13 protein-coding genes are annotated in these 15,447 nt (G+C 67.1%); 4 read left to right on the top strand and 9 right to left on the bottom strand.

What is annotated here, in order from left to right; genetic code table 11:
* Positions 1-44: 44 nt before the first annotated feature.
* Together DN388_RS17860 and DN388_RS17855 are read left to right on the top strand one after the other, a co-directional pair.
* Entirely contained in the window at positions 45-1,424 is a 1,380-nt protein-coding gene (locus DN388_RS17860) for a DUF2868 domain-containing protein (RefSeq protein WP_210015336.1), read from the top strand.
* Positions 1,417-2,781, top strand: a complete 1,365-nt coding sequence (locus DN388_RS17855; protein WP_078480707.1) for a DUF3482 domain-containing protein — start codon at positions 1,417-1,419, stop codon at positions 2,779-2,781. The genes DN388_RS17860 and DN388_RS17855 overlap by 8 nt, the downstream gene beginning before the upstream one ends.
* 78 nt (positions 2,782-2,859) lie before the next feature.
* Here DN388_RS17855 and DN388_RS17850 read toward each other — a convergent pair whose 3' ends face one another.
* The 6 genes from DN388_RS17850 to DN388_RS17825 form a co-directional block, all read right to left on the bottom strand.
* Complete coding sequence (locus DN388_RS17850) at positions 2,860-3,975, bottom strand: TIGR03364 family FAD-dependent oxidoreductase (RefSeq protein ID WP_104572824.1); 1,116 nt, start codon at positions 3,973-3,975, stop codon at positions 2,860-2,862.
* Positions 3,976-4,088: 113 nt separating this feature from the next.
* Positions 4,089-5,114, bottom strand: a complete 1,026-nt coding sequence (locus DN388_RS17845) for a putative 2-aminoethylphosphonate ABC transporter substrate-binding protein (protein ID WP_054915526.1) — start codon at positions 5,112-5,114, stop codon at positions 4,089-4,091.
* Between the two features lie 39 nt (positions 5,115-5,153).
* Positions 5,154-6,872, bottom strand: a complete 1,719-nt coding sequence (locus DN388_RS17840; protein WP_043863458.1) for a putative 2-aminoethylphosphonate ABC transporter permease subunit — start codon at positions 6,870-6,872, stop codon at positions 5,154-5,156.
* Between the two features lies 1 nt (position 6,873).
* Positions 6,874-7,938, bottom strand: a complete 1,065-nt coding sequence (locus DN388_RS17835; RefSeq protein WP_058541770.1) for a putative 2-aminoethylphosphonate ABC transporter ATP-binding protein — start codon at positions 7,936-7,938, stop codon at positions 6,874-6,876.
* Between the two features lie 180 nt (positions 7,939-8,118).
* Positions 8,119-8,988 carry a LysR family transcriptional regulator gene (locus tag DN388_RS17830; RefSeq protein WP_043863456.1) on the bottom strand — a complete coding sequence of 290 codons (870 nt, stop codon included), beginning with the start codon at positions 8,986-8,988 and terminating at the stop codon, positions 8,119-8,121.
* Between the two features lie 8 nt (positions 8,989-8,996).
* A complete protein-coding gene (locus DN388_RS17825) occupies positions 8,997-11,288 on the bottom strand; it encodes a heavy metal translocating P-type ATPase (protein WP_255001426.1) in 2,292 nt (763 codons plus the stop codon).
* Positions 11,289-11,372: 84 nt separating this feature from the next.
* On the opposite strand from DN388_RS17825, the gene cadR reads away from it, so the two are divergent.
* On the top strand, positions 11,373-11,816 hold the full coding sequence (gene cadR, locus DN388_RS17820; RefSeq protein ID WP_043863455.1) for a Cd(II)/Pb(II)-responsive transcriptional regulator: 444 nt from the start codon (positions 11,373-11,375) through the stop codon (positions 11,814-11,816).
* Between the two features lie 93 nt (positions 11,817-11,909).
* On the opposite strand, the gene DN388_RS17815 is transcribed toward cadR, so the two are convergent.
* From DN388_RS17815 to DN388_RS17805, 3 genes are read right to left on the bottom strand one after another with little or no spacing between them, the layout of a single operon-like run.
* Positions 11,910-12,881 (bottom strand): thymidylate synthase, encoded by a 972-nt coding sequence (locus DN388_RS17815; protein WP_043863454.1) that lies wholly within the window; start codon positions 12,879-12,881, stop codon positions 11,910-11,912.
* 48 nt (positions 12,882-12,929) lie between these two features.
* Positions 12,930-13,742 (bottom strand): prolipoprotein diacylglyceryl transferase, encoded by an 813-nt coding sequence (lgt, locus tag DN388_RS17810; RefSeq protein WP_088514634.1) that lies wholly within the window; start codon positions 13,740-13,742, stop codon positions 12,930-12,932.
* A gap of 14 nt (positions 13,743-13,756) precedes the next feature.
* Entirely contained in the window at positions 13,757-14,539 is a 783-nt protein-coding gene (locus DN388_RS17805) for a sulfite exporter TauE/SafE family protein (RefSeq protein ID WP_043863452.1), read from the bottom strand.
* A 129-nt stretch (positions 14,540-14,668) separates the two neighbouring features.
* Between DN388_RS17805 and DN388_RS17800 the strand changes: the two genes are divergently transcribed.
* The gene (locus DN388_RS17800) at positions 14,669-15,415 is read left to right on the top strand and encodes an NRDE family protein (RefSeq protein WP_116052393.1); all 747 of its coding nucleotides are present in this window, start codon (positions 14,669-14,671) and stop codon (positions 15,413-15,415) included.
* The last annotated feature ends 32 nt before the right edge of the window (positions 15,416-15,447 follow it).

The raw sequence follows: 15,447 nt of genomic DNA, 5'->3' as shown, positions 1-15,447 counted from the left end.
GCGTGGGTTATGCTTTGGGCAGTTTTGATCAATGGAAGCTGGGTGTGACTGGACTGACTGACCTGGACAAACGCTGGCTCACCGAAGCCGTGCGCCTGCGTGAAGAACATGCCGGCGCGCTGGAAGACCAGGAAGCCAACCGCCGTGCGCGCCAGCAAGGCGGCGACCTGGCTGCACGCATCGAACACCGCGCCCTGTGGCTGGCCGAACGCGACGGCCTGCGCGCCGCGCTGGGGCGCTGGAAAGCCGGGGCGCGCCTGGCGCTGCTGGCCCTGCTGCTGCTCGCCGTGCTCAGCGGCGCCGGCCTGGCCTTCGCCGGGCTGGGCGACGGCCAGCGCCCGGTCAACGTGTTCTGGGCGCTGGGCAGCCTGCTGGGGCTTAACCTGCTGATGCTGCTGAGCTGGGCTCTGGGCTTTGCCCTGGCCGGCGACCATGGCGCCAGCCTGGGGCGGCTGTGGCTATGGCTGAGCGAAAAGTTCGCCCGCGATGCCAAGGCCGCGCATCTGGCCCCAGCCCTGCTGGTACTGCTGCAACGCCAGCGCCTCAACCGCTGGCTGCTCGGCCTGCTGGTGCACGGCCTGTGGCTGCTGGCGCTGGCCAGCGCCCTGGTGGTGATGCTGATGCTGCTGGCCACCCGGCGTTATGGCTTTGTGTGGGAAACCACCATCCTCGACCCCGACACCTTTGTCGGCCTGACCCAGGCCCTCGGCACCCTGCCCGCGCTGCTGGGCTTCAGCGTGCCGGACGCGGCCATGATCCGCGCCAGCGGCGCCAGCCAACCGGCGCTGGAGCTGGCACGCCAGTCGTGGGCCGGCTGGATGCTCGGCGTGCTGGTGGTGTACGGCCTGCTGCCGCGGCTGGTGCTCGCGGCCCTGTGCCTGTGGCGCTGGCACAGCGGGCGCCGGCGCCTGGGCCTGGACCTCAACCTGCCCGGCTACAGCGCCCTGCGCGACGTGCTGATGCCCAGCAGCGAACGCCTGGGGGTCAACGACCCTGCCCCGCAGGCCTTGCCCGAAATCACCCGCAGCGAAGGCGACGCACCGGCCGAGGGCGCCTTGCTGGTGGGCCTGGAGCTCGACGACCAGCACCCCTGGCCGCCCGCTCTGCCAGCCTCGGTGACCAACGCCGGTATCCTCGACAGCCGCGAATCACGCAACAGGCTGCTCGAACAGCTGAGCCGCTTCCCGCCCGCGCGCCTGGCCATCGCCTGCGACCCGCGCCGCTCGCCCGACCGGGGCAGCCTGGCGCTGCTGGCCGAGCTTGCGCGCAGCGCCGGGGCCACGCGCATCTGGCTGTTGCAGGCACCACCCGGCCAGGCACTGGACGCCGACCGCCTGGGCGACTGGCACCAGGCGCTGGAGCAACTGGGCCTGGCGTACGCCGACAGTGCCCCCCTCAACTGGCTGGAGCATGGCCATGACTAAGCCGTTGAAACTGGCCGTGGTCGGCCACACCAACGTCGGCAAGACCTCGCTGCTGCGCACGCTCACCCGCGACGTGGGTTTCGGCGAAGTCTCGCACCGCCCCAGCACCACCCGGCATGTGGAAGGCGCACGGCTGTCGGTGGAGGGCGAGCCGCTGCTGGAGCTGTACGACACCCCGGGCCTGGAGGATGCCATCGCGCTGCTCGATTACCTGGAGCGTCTCGATCGGCCTGGTGAGCGGCTGGACGGCCCGGCGCGGGTCGAGCGTTTTCTGCAAGGCAACGAGGCGCGCCAGCGCTTCGAGCAGGAGGCCAAGGTGCTGCGCCAGTTGCTGGCCAGTGATGCCGGGCTGTACGTGATCGACGCCCGCGAGCCGGTGCTGGCCAAGTACCGCGATGAACTGGAAGTGCTGGCCGGTTGCGGCAAACCGCTGCTGCCGGTGCTCAACTTCGTGGCCAGCAACGAGCATCGCGAGCCGGACTGGCGCGAGGCCCTGGCACGCCTGGGGCTGCACGCACTGGTGCGCTTCGACAGCGTGGCCCCGCCGCAGGATGGCGAGCAGCGCCTGTACGAAAGCCTGGCCTTGCTGCTGGAGAATGCGCGCCCGGCCTTGCAGCGCCTTATCGATGACCAGCAGGCCCAGCGTGTGGCACGCCAGCACAGCGCCAAGCGCCTGATTGCCGAACTGCTGCTCGATTGCGCGGCGTGCCGGCGTAGCGTGATCGCCAGGCCGGAGGCCGAGGCAGCGGCGATCAGCGAGCTGCATCAGGTGATTCGCCAGCGTGAACAACGCTGCGTCGAGGCGCTGCTCAAGCTGTATGCGTTTCGCAAGGACGACGCCCACACCGGCGAGCTACCGCTGCTGGACGGGCGCTGGGGCGATGACCTGTTCAACCCCGAGACCCTGAAATTGCTGGGCGTGCGCCTGGGCAGCGGGGTAGCCGCGGGCGCCGCGGCCGGTGCCGGGGTCGACCTGCTGGTCGGCGGCATTACCCTGGGGGCGGCCGCACTGGCCGGGGCGATTGCCGGGGGTGCGCTGCAGACGGCACGCAGTTACGGTTCGCGGCTGATGGGCAAGCTGAAGGGCCAGCATGAACTGACGGTGGACGACGGGGTGCTGCGCTTGCTGGCGTTGCGTCAGCGTCAGTTGCTGGCAGCGCTGGAGGGGCGCGGGCATGCGGCGACAGCTCGCATCAAGCTGACGTTGCCCAGCGACAAGGGCTGGCGCGAGGGCAAGTTGCCGGAGGCGCTGAGCAAGGCGCGGGCGCACCCGCAGTGGTCGTCGATGAACCCAGGGGCCAAACTCGGGCAGGCGGAGCGGCAGGAGCAGATCGACAGTCTTGTGCAGGAGCTTTAAGGCCAATCGCGGGTCAAGCCCGCTCCCACAGAGAGTGTGCGATCCCTGTGGGAGCGGGCTTGACCCGCGATGGCGGTCTTAGATCAGACGTGCAATATGCCCCTCCGCCAACGCCGGCCCCACGCTCATCCCCACCCCGCTGTGCATCAGCGCCGCACTCACCCCCGGCGCTACCGCCAGCAGCGAAAACGGCCCCGGCCCACCCGAGCCGTACACCCCCTGCCAGCGCTCCAGCACCTCGATGCGCCCACCCAGCGTCTGCTCGGCCAGCTCGATCATCCAGTTGTCCACCTGCTCGGCATTGAACGGCGATGCATCGCTGCCATAGGCATGCGAATCGCCGATGATCAGCTCGCCATGGGGCGTCGGGCTGATCAACAGGTGAATGCCGTTTTCCAGCAGGTGCGGGCTGCCGGCCTGCACCTCGGCGCGCAGGGCCTGCGCCTGCGGCAGGTCGGCATACGCCCCGTAATGCAGGCAGCTCAACCCGGTCAGCAGCGAATGCTGCAGGTCCAGGCCGAAGCATGGCCGGGCGCGCAGCATCTGCAGGCGACATACCTGCGGCTGCAACTGCGCCATCGGCTCGGCGAGCAGCGTCTGGTAGTCGTGCCCGCTGCACACCACGATGTGCTCGCCGCTGAAGCGACCGGCGGTGGTGGTCAGAAACCCCGGCTCCACCTCGCGCACCAGCGTGGAAAAGTGGAACTCGACGCCCAGTTGCTCGCGCAGGTAGTTGACCAGCGCAGGTATGGCCTCGCGCGAGTACACCTGCTGATCGTCCAGCCCACGCAGGGCGGCGCGATGATGGCGGAACTGGCCGTCATACAGCGCATCGAGCGCGGCGCCCTGCAGCAGTTCGACCGGGTAGCCGTGCTCGAGTGCACGCCCGTTGCAGAAGGCTTCGAGCAGGTCTTGCTCCAGCGCGGTGCGGGCCAGCAGCAGCGAGCCGTTGCGCTTGAGCGCAAAGCCGGCGTGCTCGGCCCAGTGGGCCCAGATGCCGCGGCTGGCCTTGGCTAGTTCGAGCATCTGGCCGGGTGGCTGGCCGCTGACCAGGGCCTGGCCGAAGTTGCGAATGGAGGCGCCCAGCGGGGTGGCGCTGCGTTCGAACACCTTGACCCGCATGCCGCGCCGGGCTGCGGCGTAGGCGTGGGACAGACCGAGGATGCCGGCGCCGACGATGAGAAAATCTGACATGGGGGTTCCCTTCAGGATTGTGGTGCGGGCCATCGCGGGTCAAGCCCGCTCCCACAAGGACGGCGATGATCCCTGTGGGAGCGGGCTTGACCCGCGATGAATGCGAAGCGGATTTACTGCTGCGCCACCTTCTCCGACTTGCCGTCATAGCGCTTGCGCCACTCGGCCAGGATGCTGTCGCGGTTCTTCGATGCCCAGCCGAAGTCGTTCTTGATCAGACGCTGCTCGTAATCGGCCGGCAACTCGGTCTGCGGCTTGGCAATGCCTGGCTGCGCCAGCACCGCGAAGTTCTCCTTGTACAGCTCCATCGCCGCCGGGCTCGCCGAGAAGTCGGCCAGGCGCTTGGCCGCGGCTTCATGCTGACTGCCCTTGATCAGCGCAGTGGCCTCGATCTCCCAGCCCAGGCCTTCCTTGGGCAACACGATATCCAGCGGCGCGCCCTGGCGCTTGAGCTGCACCGCCGGGTACTCGAACGAGATGCCGATCGGGAACTCTCCCGCCGCCGCCAGCTTGCACGGCTTGGAACCGGAGTGAACGTACTGGCCGATGTTCTGGTGCAGCTCGTCCATGTACTGCCAGCCCTGCTTCTCGCCGAAGGTCTGCAGCCATGCGCTCACATCCAGAAAACCGGTGCCGGACGACGCCGGGTTGGGCATCACGATCTTGCCCTTGTACTCGGGCTTGGTCAGGTCCTGCCAGCTCACCGGCTTGCTCAGCCCCTGCTTCTCGGCCTCGATGGTGTTGAAGCAGATGGTCGCCGCCCACACGTCCATGCCCACCCACGCCGGCGGGTTGGCCGCATCGCGGTAGTTGGCGCCGATCTTGTCCAGGTCCTTGGGGGCATAGGTCTGCAGCATGCCCTGCTGGTCGAGGATCGCCAGGCTCGACGCCGCCAGGCCCCACACCGCGTCGGCCTGCGGGCGATCCTTCTCGGCCAGCAGCTTGGCGGTGATGATGCCGGTGGAGTCACGCACCCACTTGATCTCGATATCCGGGTTGGCCTTCTCGAAGGCCTGCTTGTAGGTCTTGAGCTGTTCGGCCTCCAGCGCGGTGTACACGGTGAGCTGGGTGTCGGCGGCCTGGGCCTGCACGGTCACGGCAGCGAGCACGGCAGCGGCAAGAGCAAGTGGCTTGAACATGGTGCGGTTCCTTTGAGCAGTACAGGGTTGGAAGAGCAATCAGTGGCCCGGCGCGCGCTGGCGCCAGGCCTGGGAGCGTTTGAGCAGGCCACGCGAGGCCCACGCCAGCAGCAGTGACACGCCGGCGCTGGTCAGCAGGATCAGGGTGGACATGGCGGCGGCACCGCCGACGTTGCCGGCATCGTCCATGTTCAGTACCGCCACCGCGGCCAGGATGGTGTCGGGGCTGTAGAGGAAGATGGCCGCCGACACGGTGGTCATCGCCGAGACGAACAGGTAGCGGATGATGTCCAGCAGCGCTGGCAGGCAGATCGGCACGGTAACCCGCGCAAAGTGGCGGTACAGCGGGGCCTTGAGCGACAGCGCGGCGGCCTCGAACTCGCTGTCGAGCTGGCGCAGTGCAGTGGTGGCGGTCATCTGCGCGGTGGTCAGGTAGTGCGCGATGGTGCACACCACCAGCAGCGTCATGCTGCCGTAGAACACATGCAGCGGGTTGCCCGGCAGGTTGAAGAAGAACACGTAGCCCAGCCCCAGCACCAACCCCGGCACGGCCATCGGCACGAAGCTGAGCAGGCGCAGCAGCAGGTTGAGACGGCCTCTGGTCTTCTCCATCAGGTAGGCGCCGCTGAAGATCACCGCGCTGCCGATCAGGGCGGTGCCCAGCGCCATGGTGATGCTGTTGCGGTAGGCCAGCCAGCCGCCGCCGGCGGTGTCGTCGAACTGGTAGTGCTTGAGCGACAGCGACAGGTTGTAGGGCCAGAACTTGACCAGCGAGGAGTACACCGCCATGCCCACCACCAGCAGCAGAATGGCGCACACCAGCAGCACGATGGCCAGGAAGCACGCATCACGCCGGCGGCTGGGGGCCGGCTCGAACACCTGGGCGCGACCGCTCATGGCATCGCCCTGGCGCCGGCGCAGCCAGGCATCCACCGCAAAGCTGAGCAGCGCCGGCACCAGCAGCACCATGCCGATCAGTGCACCACGGCCGAACTGCTGCTGGCCCACCACCGCCTTGTAGGCTTCCAGCGCCAGCACCTGGTAGTCGCCACCCACTACTACCGGCACGCCGAAGTCGGTGATGGTGAGGGTGAACACCAGGCAGAACGCGGCGAACACGGCCTGGCGTGTGGCCGGCCAGGTGATGCTGGTGAACGCGCGGCGTGGCCCGGCGCCCATGCTGGAGGCCGCATCGAACAACCGTGCATCGGCCAGCGACAGTGCCGAGAGCAGGATCATCAGCGCATGCGGGAAGGTGTAGATGGCCTCGCCCAGCACGATGCCCCAGAAGCCATAGATATTGTCGCTGAGCAGCCCGCGCAGCAGGCCCTGGTTACCGAACAGGTACACCAGCGCGATGGCCGGCAGCATCGAAGGCGCCAGCAGCGGCAGCAGCGAGATCCCGCGCCATATGCGCTTGCCCGGAATCAGCGTGCGTTGCAGCGCATAGGCGAACAGGTAGGCGGTGGGCACCACGATGGCCGCCACGCTCAGCGCGACGGTGAGGCTGTTGCCCAGCAGCCAGTGGAAGTTGGCGCTGGCGAACAGTTCGCGGGCCGCGACCAGCCCGCCCCCCTGCCCGGCATCGCTGCTGAAGCCGCGCCAGAAGATCGCCAGCAACGGCAGCAGCACCGCGACGGTCAGCAGCACCAGCAACAGCCATTTGCCGCCGGTCACGAACAGGCGATCCCCCAGCGCGACGCCGCCGGTGGTCTTGGCCTTCGCAGGTGCGATCGGCAGGCTCATCGGCGCGCCCATGTCAGGCAAACACCTGCAGGCTGCGCGGCGGCAAGGCCACCCAGATATCCTGCGAGCCCAGGCGCGGCATCGACTCGGGCGCCACCTCGGCGGTGAGTGCGTGGCCGGGCAGTTGGTTGAACTCGAAACTCATGCGGCAGCGATTGCCGAGAAAGGTGATTTCCCGCACGCGGGCCGGGAACAGGTTTTCTTCATGCACCGGCGGGTTGACGCTGATCGCCTCGGGGCGGCAGAACAACCGGCCACTGTTGGCCGCGCCCGCACCGGGGGCCAGGCGCAGGTTCATGTCACCCACCTGGGCATGGCTGTCGCTGCGCTGCTGGAATGGCAGCCAGTTGCCCTGGCCGACGAACTCGGCCACGAACGGCGTGGCCGGCTTGTCGTAGATGGCCTGCGGGGTGTCGTACTGCTCGACCTGGCCGTTGTTCATCACCGCGATGCGGTCGGCCATGAGCATGGCCTCGTCCTGGTTGTGGGTGACCATCAGGGTGGTGATGCCAAGCTGGCGTTGCAGCTGACGCAGCTCGCTGCACAGGTGGTCGCGCACGCGGGCATCGAGGGCCGACATAGGTTCGTCGAGCAGCAGCAAGGAGGGTGCCGGAGCGAGTGCGCGGGCCAGGGCCACACGTTGTTGCTGGCCGCCGGAGAGCTGGCCGGGGTACTTCTTCTCGCTGCCGCGCAGGCCGACCAGGTCGAGCATGTCGGCCACGCGCTGACGGGATTCGTCGCGGCTGCTGGCGGTCAGGCCGTAGGCGATGTTGGCTTCGACGGTGAGGTTGGGGAACAGCGCGTAGGACTGGAACAGAATGCCGTAGTCGCGGGCCTGGGGCGGCAGCTCGGAAATGTCGCGGTCACCGATGTAGAGGGTGCCGCGGTCCTGGCGTTCGAGCCCGGCGATGCAGCGCAGCAGGGTGGTCTTGCCGCAGCCGGAGGGGCCGAGCAGGCACACCAGTTCACCGGCGGCGATGTCCAGGGACACGTCGTGCAGCGCGGTGAAGGCGCCGAAGCGTTTGTGGATGCCGCGCACTTTCATCTGTGCGCCGGGGGTTGCGAGTGCGTTGTTCATGCCGGGACCTCACTGAACGAGTGAGGGCCATGCTAGGCGGGCAATGCGAAGGTTCTGTGGCGGTGGGGCAAAAGCGGGTGATAGTGGTATAGGCAGATTTTGTAGGGCTGCTGCGCAGCCCATCGCGGGTCAAGCCCGCTCCCACAACGATCTTGTGGGAGCGGGCTTGACCCGCGATGGCTATGGACCAGACGCCGATACTTCCTGGGCCAAGCCGAGAAAGGCAGCAGGCAACCGCGCCTGGCGCCGTTCCTTGAGGCAGTACAGGTACTCATGCATCACCGGCGCACCCTCCAGCGCCAGCACCTTCAGCTCCGGGTTATGCGGCACCTCGTGGCGGGCGATGATGCTGATGCCGATGTTGCGCAGCACCGCCTCGCGGATCGATTCGCGGCTACCGATCTCCAGCAGCGAGCCCACCTTCACCCCCGCCTCGTCGAGCATCTGCTCGGTGAGCCGGCGCGTGGTCGAGCCCTGTTCGCGCATCAGCAGGCAGTGCCCGCCCAGCGCACTCAGCGGCACCGCCTCACGCGAGGCCAGGGGGTGGTTGCGGTGCACTGCCACCACCAGCGGGTCGACGCCCAGCACCCGCCGCACCAGCCGCGCATCCTCCACCAGCTGTGACGAGGCGGCCATGTCCACGCGGTAATCCTCCAGCCACTCCAGCACCTGCTGCGAGTTGCCGATCTCCACCGACAGCTCCACCTGCGGCAGGCGCTCGCGGAAGATCTTCACCAGGTCGAGAATGTAGTACGGCGCGGTGGCCGCAATGCGCAGGCCGCCCTGCCCCTGGCCGCTGTTGCGCAGGAAGAACTCGATATCCGACTCCTGCTGCATCAGCGCCTTGACCATCGGCATCAGCCGCGTGCCGTCGTCGCTCAGGGTCAGGCGGCGACCGCCACGAAAGAACAGCTCGACCCCGTACTGGGCCTCCAGGTTGCGGATCTGCGTGGTCACCGTTGGCTGGCTGAGCCCGAGTTTCTTCGCCGCCAGGGTAATGCTGCCCAGGCGGGCCACCATGTAGAACGCCTTCAACTCGGAACTCAACATACCGCCTCTTACTTTCTGAGCAGGCGCAAGCCGTTGAATACCACCAGCAAGCTCACGCCCATGTCGGCGAACACCGCCATCCACAAGGTCGCCATGCCGGTGAAGGTGATCGCCAGGAAGATCGCCTTGATGCCCAGGGCCAGAACGATGTTCTGCACAAGGATCGCCGCGCTTTGCCGCGAGAGCCTGACGAACGCCGGGATTTTGCGCAAGTCGTCATCCATCAGTGCCACGTCTGCGGTTTCGATGGCGGTGTCGGTACCGGCCGCCGCCATGGCAAACCCGATCTCGGCCCGCGCCAGCGCCGGGGCATCGTTGATGCCGTCGCCGACCATGCCGACCCGATGGCCCTGGGCGTACAGGTCTTCGATGGCCTTGAGCTTATCGGCCGGCAGCAGGTTGCCGCGAGCCTCATCGATGCCCACCTGCGCGGCGATGGCCTCGGCGGTGTGCGGATTGTCGCCGGTGAGCATGACGGTCTTGATACCCAGTGCATGCAACTGCGCAATCGCCTCGCGGCTGCTTTCCTTGACCGTATCGGCCACGGCGAACAGCGCCAGCGGGCCGGAGGCGTCGAGCAGCAGCACCACGGTCTTGCCCTGGCGCTCCAGCTCATCGAGCTGGGCTTCCAGTTCGGGCGAGCACAGGCCCAGTTCCTCGACCAGGCGATGGTTGCCCAGGTGGTACAGCACGCCGTCGATCCTGCCGCCCACGCCACGGCCCATCAGGGCCTGAAACTCGCTGACCTCGGCCAGCGGCTGATCGGCGTATTGCTGTGCGATGGCCATCGACACCGGGTGATCGGAACGAGCGCCCAGGCTCGCGGCGATGTGCTGGGCGCGGCCTTCGAAGCGCGCATCGAGCACGCGGTAGTCGGTTTGCACCGGTTTGCCGTGGGTGATGGTGCCGGTCTTGTCCAGCGCCAGGAAGCTGAGCTTGCGCCCGCCCTCCAGGTACACGCCGCCCTTGATCAGGATGCCCTTGCGCGCTGCGGCGGCCAGGCCGCTGACGATGGTCACCGGGGTCGAGATCACCAGCGCGCACGGGCACGCCACCACCAGCAGCACCAGCGCACGGTAGATCCAGTCGAACCACAGGCCGCCGAAGAACAGCGGTGCCACCACGGCCACCGCCAGTGCCAGCACGAACACCACCGGGGTGTAGATGCGCGAGAACTGGTCGACGAAGCGCTGGGTCGGGGCGCGGGCGCCCTGGGCTTGCTCCACGGCCTTGATGATGCGGGCCAGGGTCGACTGGCCGGCGGCGGCGGTCACGCGGTACTCCAGCGCACCGGACTGGTTGATGGTGCCGGCGAACACCTTGTCGCCGGGGCCCTTCTCCACCGGCAGGCTTTCGCCGGTGATCGGCGCCTGGTCGATGCTGGACTGGCCTTGCAGCACTTCGCCGTCCAGGCCGATACGTTCGCCTGGGCGCACGCGCACGGTGGCGCCAAGGGCCACCTGGCGCACGTCGACCTCCTGCCATTGGCCGTCGGCCTGGCGCACGGTGGCCAGGTCCGGGGCCAGTTGCATCAGGCCGCCGATGGCGTTGCGTGCACGGTCCAGCGAGCGCGCCTCGATCAGTTCGGCCAGGGTGAACAGCACCATCACCATGGCCGCTTCCGGCCACTGGCCGATCAGCACGGCGCCGGTCACGGCGATGCTCATCAGTGCGTTGATGTTCAGGTTGCGGTTCTTCAGGGCAATCCAGCCCTTCTTGTAGGTGCCCAGGCCGCAGCCGAGGATGGCCGCCAGCGCCAGCAGGGCCACGGCCCATTCCGGGGCGGCATTGGTGAAGTGGACGATCTCGGCGGCGAGTGCGGCGACACCGGACAGCGCCAGCGGCCACCAGGCTTTCTTCGGCGCAGCCACTGCGTCGCTGCCGGCCTCGCCCGCATCGTCGAGCGGTTCGGCGTGCATGCCCAGCGAGGTGATCGCCTGCTCGATGCCGCGGGTGTCGGGGTGGGTATGCGTGACGCCGAGGATACGGTTGATCAGGTTGAATTCCAGCTGCTCGACGCCGTCGAGCTTGCCCAGCTTGTTCTGGATCAGGGTCTGCTCGGTCGGGCAGTCCATGGCCTCGATCCGGAAGCGGCTCAGCCGCGCATCGCTGCTGGTGGTTTCACGCAGCTGCACCAGGGCCGGTGCGGCGGCGCCGGAGCAGCAGCTGCCGTGGGCAGGCGCGGCAGGCGCGGGGCTGGCGTGGTCGTGGTCCGCGTGGTCGTGGGCATGATCGTGGCTATGTTCATGCTTGTGATCGTGCGCGTGGCCGACGTGGTCGGGGCTGACAGGCTGGTTCATGTGGTTCATCCCTAAAGGTCCTGTTGCCAAGTGAACACCCTGTAGCCACTATAGGGTCAAGCAACCAACCGAGGTATTTTGCAGATGAAGATCGGAGAGCTGGCCAGGGCCACCGACTGCCCGGTGGAAACCATTCGCTACTACGAGCGTGAAAGCCTCTTGCCAGAGCCTGCGCGCAGCGAGGGCAACTACCGGCTGTATACCCAGGCGCACGTGGAGCGGCTGACCTTCATCCGCAACTGCCGCACGTTGGACATGACCCTGGAAGAGATCCGCAGCTTGCTGCGCCTGCGCGACAGCCCGGAGGACCAGTGCGAAAGCGTGAATGCGCTGATCGACGAGCATATCCAGCACGTGAAGGCGCGCATCGACGGGTTGGTGGCATTGCAGGGGCAGTTGCTGGAGTTGCGCCAGCATTGCCGGGCGCAGGAAACGCAGTGCTCGATCCTGCAGCATCTGGAGGTGAACGGTGCGGTGACAGCCCCGGAGGCGGAGCATTCGCATGTGGGGCGCAGCCATGGGCACTGACTGAGAGCCCTTTCGCCAGCAAGGCTGGCTCCTACAGGGGATTGCGGTGATCCTTGTAGGAGCCAGCCTTGCTGGCGAAGCGGTATGGCGCGCTTAGACCGCCATCGGCGCCGTCATCGGCGCATGGTGCTCGTAGCCTTCCAGGCTGAAGTCGCTCGGCTCGATCTTCTCCAGCCACTCAGGCTCGTACACACCCGTCTTGGCATACTCCGGCACGCGGTCGGAGATCACCAGCTTCGGCGCCGCCAGCGGCTCGCGCTTGAGCTGTTCGGTGAGCATGTCCAGGTGGTTCTCATACACGTGCGCATCACCGATGAAGTAGGTGAACCAGCGCGGCGTGTAGCCGGTCAGGCGGCCCACCAGCGACAGCAGCGCGGCGCCTTCGGTGAGGTTGAACGGCGTGCCCAGGCCCAGGTCGTTGGAGCGGATGTAGAGGGTCAGGGAAATCTCCTTGGTCTCCACGTTCGGGTGAAACTGATAAAGCAGGTGGCACGGCGGCAACGCCATCTCGTCCAGCTGCGCACAGTTCCAGCCATGGAACAGGATGCGGCGGCTGCCCGGGTCGTTGTGGATGGTGTCGATGCACTGGCGAATCTGGTCGATGGCCTTGTACAGCACCACGAACGCCTCGCCCTCTTCTTCTGCCTCGGCAATCTTCACGAAGCCATTGCTCTGCGCCAGCTCGATGGCCGCCGGGTTGCTCAGCGGGATGCGCTTGTAGGCCGGCCACTGGCGCCATTGCACGCCGTAGATCTCGCCCAGGTCGTCATGCCCCTGGCGGAACGGGTTGGCCAGCCACTGGGCGTTCTCGTTGGCGTTCTGGTCCCAGACCTTGCAGCCCAGTTCACGGAATTCGCCGGCGTTCTTCACGCCACGCAGAAAGCCCACCATTTCGCCGATCGCCGACTTGAACGCCAGACGGCGGGTGGTGATGGCCGGGAAACCCTTCTGCAGGTCGAAACGCAGCATGGCGCCCGGCAAGCTGATGGTGCGCACGCCGGTACGGTTGCCCTGCAGGGTGCCGTTCTCGATCACATCACGCACCAGCTCTAGATATTGCTTCATGTCTTACCTGTCTCGATACCGGCAGGGGCCAGGCCCCTGCCGGGAAAATTAAAGCGCGGCGCCCTTGGCACTCGGCGCGCGGCGGTAGGCCAGCCAGATCAGCGCGATACCGGCGACGATCATCGGCACGCACAGCACCTGCCCCATGGTCAGCCAGCCGAAGGCCAGGTAACCCAGCTGCGCATCCGGCACCCGCACGAACTCGACGATGAAGCGGAAGATGCCGTAGAACAGCGCGAACATCCCGGAAACCGCCATGGTCGGGCGCGGTTTACGCGAGTACAGCCACAGAATCAGGAATAGTGCCACACCTTCCAGGGCGAACTGGTACAGCTGCGACGGGTGACGCGGCAATTGCGCCGGGTCGCTGAACGGCGGGAACACCATGGCCCACGGCACGTCGGTGGCCTTGCCCCACAGCTCGGCGTTGATGAAGTTGCCAATGCGCCCGGCACCCAGGCCGATTGGCACCAGCGGCGCAACGAAGTCCATCAGCTCGAAGAACGACTTGTTGTTGCGCTTGCCGAACCACAGCGCCGCCAGCATCACGCCGATGAAGCCGCCATGGAACGACATGCCGCCCTTCCACACCTCGAAGATCAGCGTCGGGTTGGCCAGGTACGCGCTCAGGTCATAGAACAGCACGTAGCCCAGGCGCCCGCCGACGATCACGCCCATGGACAGCCAGAACACCAGGTCGGAGAGTTTCTCGCGGCTCCAGGTGGGGTCGAAGCGGTGCAGCCGGCGCGACGCCAGCAGCCACGCGCCGCCGATGCCGATCAGGTACATCAGGCCGTACCAGTGGATTTTCAGCGGCCCGATGGCCAGTGCCACGGGATCGATCTGCGGGTAAGGCAGCATGGTGACTCCTCTCGTTAAAGCAAAAAGCTCAGGCCTACACAGAACAGCAGTGCGGCGAACAGCCGCTTGAGCAGGCGTGGCGACAGTTTATGCGCCAGGCGCGCACCGAAACGGGCAAAGAACATGCTGGTCAGGGCAATCCCGAGCAGCGCCGGCAAATACACGAAGCCCAGGCTGTTGGGCGGCAGGTGCGCCTCGTCCCAGCCCAGCACGATGAAACTCAGGGCACTGGCCACCGCAATCGGAAAACCACAGGCCGAGGACGTGGCCACCGCCTGCTGCATGGGCAGGCTGCGCCAGGTCAGGAAGGGCACGGTGAGCGAGCCGCCGCCGATGCCGAAGATCGCCGAGGCCCAGCCCACCACGCCGCCGGCGGCGGTCAGGCCAAGCTTGCCGGGTACGCCGCGGCTGGCCTTGGGCTTGAGGTCCAGGGCCATCTGCACCGCCACCAGCAGGGCGAACACGCCGATGATCTTCTGCAGGTGCGGGCCCTGGATCAGCGAGGCGGTCTTGGCCCCGACCCCGGCGCCGAGCAGGATGCCCACGGTCATCCACACGAAGATCGGCCACTGCACCGCGCCACGGCGGTGGTGCTCGAGGATGGCGTTGACCGAGGTGAAGACAATGGTCGCCAGCGACGTGCCGACTGCCAGGTGGGTCAGCACCGAGGCGTCGAAGCCCTGCAGGGTGAAGCTCAGCACCAGCACCGGCACGATGATGATGCCGCCGCCCACGCCGAACAGCCCGGCCAGTACACCTGCACAGGCGCCCAGCACCAGATAGATCACAAATTCCATTGTCGACCCCCAAAATCAGTTCGGCATGGTAACGGAAGGTGGGCCTGTGGCTCTAGTGAAGACACGTTTAGTCGATGGATAGCGAACGCCAGTGTGGGTAGAGTGGCTGAAAACACTGGGAGCGAACCTATGTGTCTGATTGCTTTTGCATGGCGCCCGGGGCATGCCCGGCCGCTGATCGTCGCGGCCAACCGTGACGAGTTCTATGCCCGCCCCAGCCAGGCGCTGGGGGCGTGGGAGGATGCGCCGGGGGTGTATGCCGGACGTGACCTGGAAGCTGGCGGCAGCTGGCTGGGGGTTGGACCGGGCGGGCGCTTTGCGGCGCTGACCAATATTCGGGACCCGCAGCAGGCGCAGGGTGCGCGCTCGCGCGGCGAGCTGGTGGCGGGGTTTCTGCGCGGCGAGCTGGGGGTGGAGGCTTACCTGGACCATGTGGCCAGCCGCAGCAGCCAGTATTCGGGATTCAACCTGCTGGTAGGGGACGCTGGGCAGCTGGGGTACCTGAATGCGCAGGAGGCGGCGCCGGTGCTGCTGGCCGAGGGGGTGTACGGCTTGTCGAATGCCGGGCTGGATACGCCGTGGCCGAAACTGCTGAAGATGCGGGCTGCGCTCGAAGACCAGCTGCAGGACCCGCGACCACAGCGGCTGCTGGCGTTGCTGGGGGATGAGCAGCAGGCCGAAGAGGCCGAGCTGCCGCAGACCGGTGTGGGGCTGGCGACCGAGCGGTTGCTGTCGAGCGTGTTCATTGCCAGCCAGAACTACGGGACGCGGGCGAGTACGGTGTTGATTGTCGAGGCGGATGGCAGCAGGTTGATGGTGGAGCGCAGCTTCGGGCCGTTTGGGGGGCAGTTGGGCGAGGTCACCTTGCAGGTTTGACGCTTTCGCCGGCAAGGCCGGCTCCTACATCG

The organism is Pseudomonas sp. S12(2018), from assembly GCF_024355235.1.
GTDB lineage: Bacteria > Pseudomonadota > Gammaproteobacteria > Pseudomonadales > Pseudomonadaceae > Aquipseudomonas > Aquipseudomonas palmensis.
The sequence above is the reverse complement of the archived record's forward strand: the minus strand, read 5'-3'. Positions and strand labels throughout refer to the sequence as shown.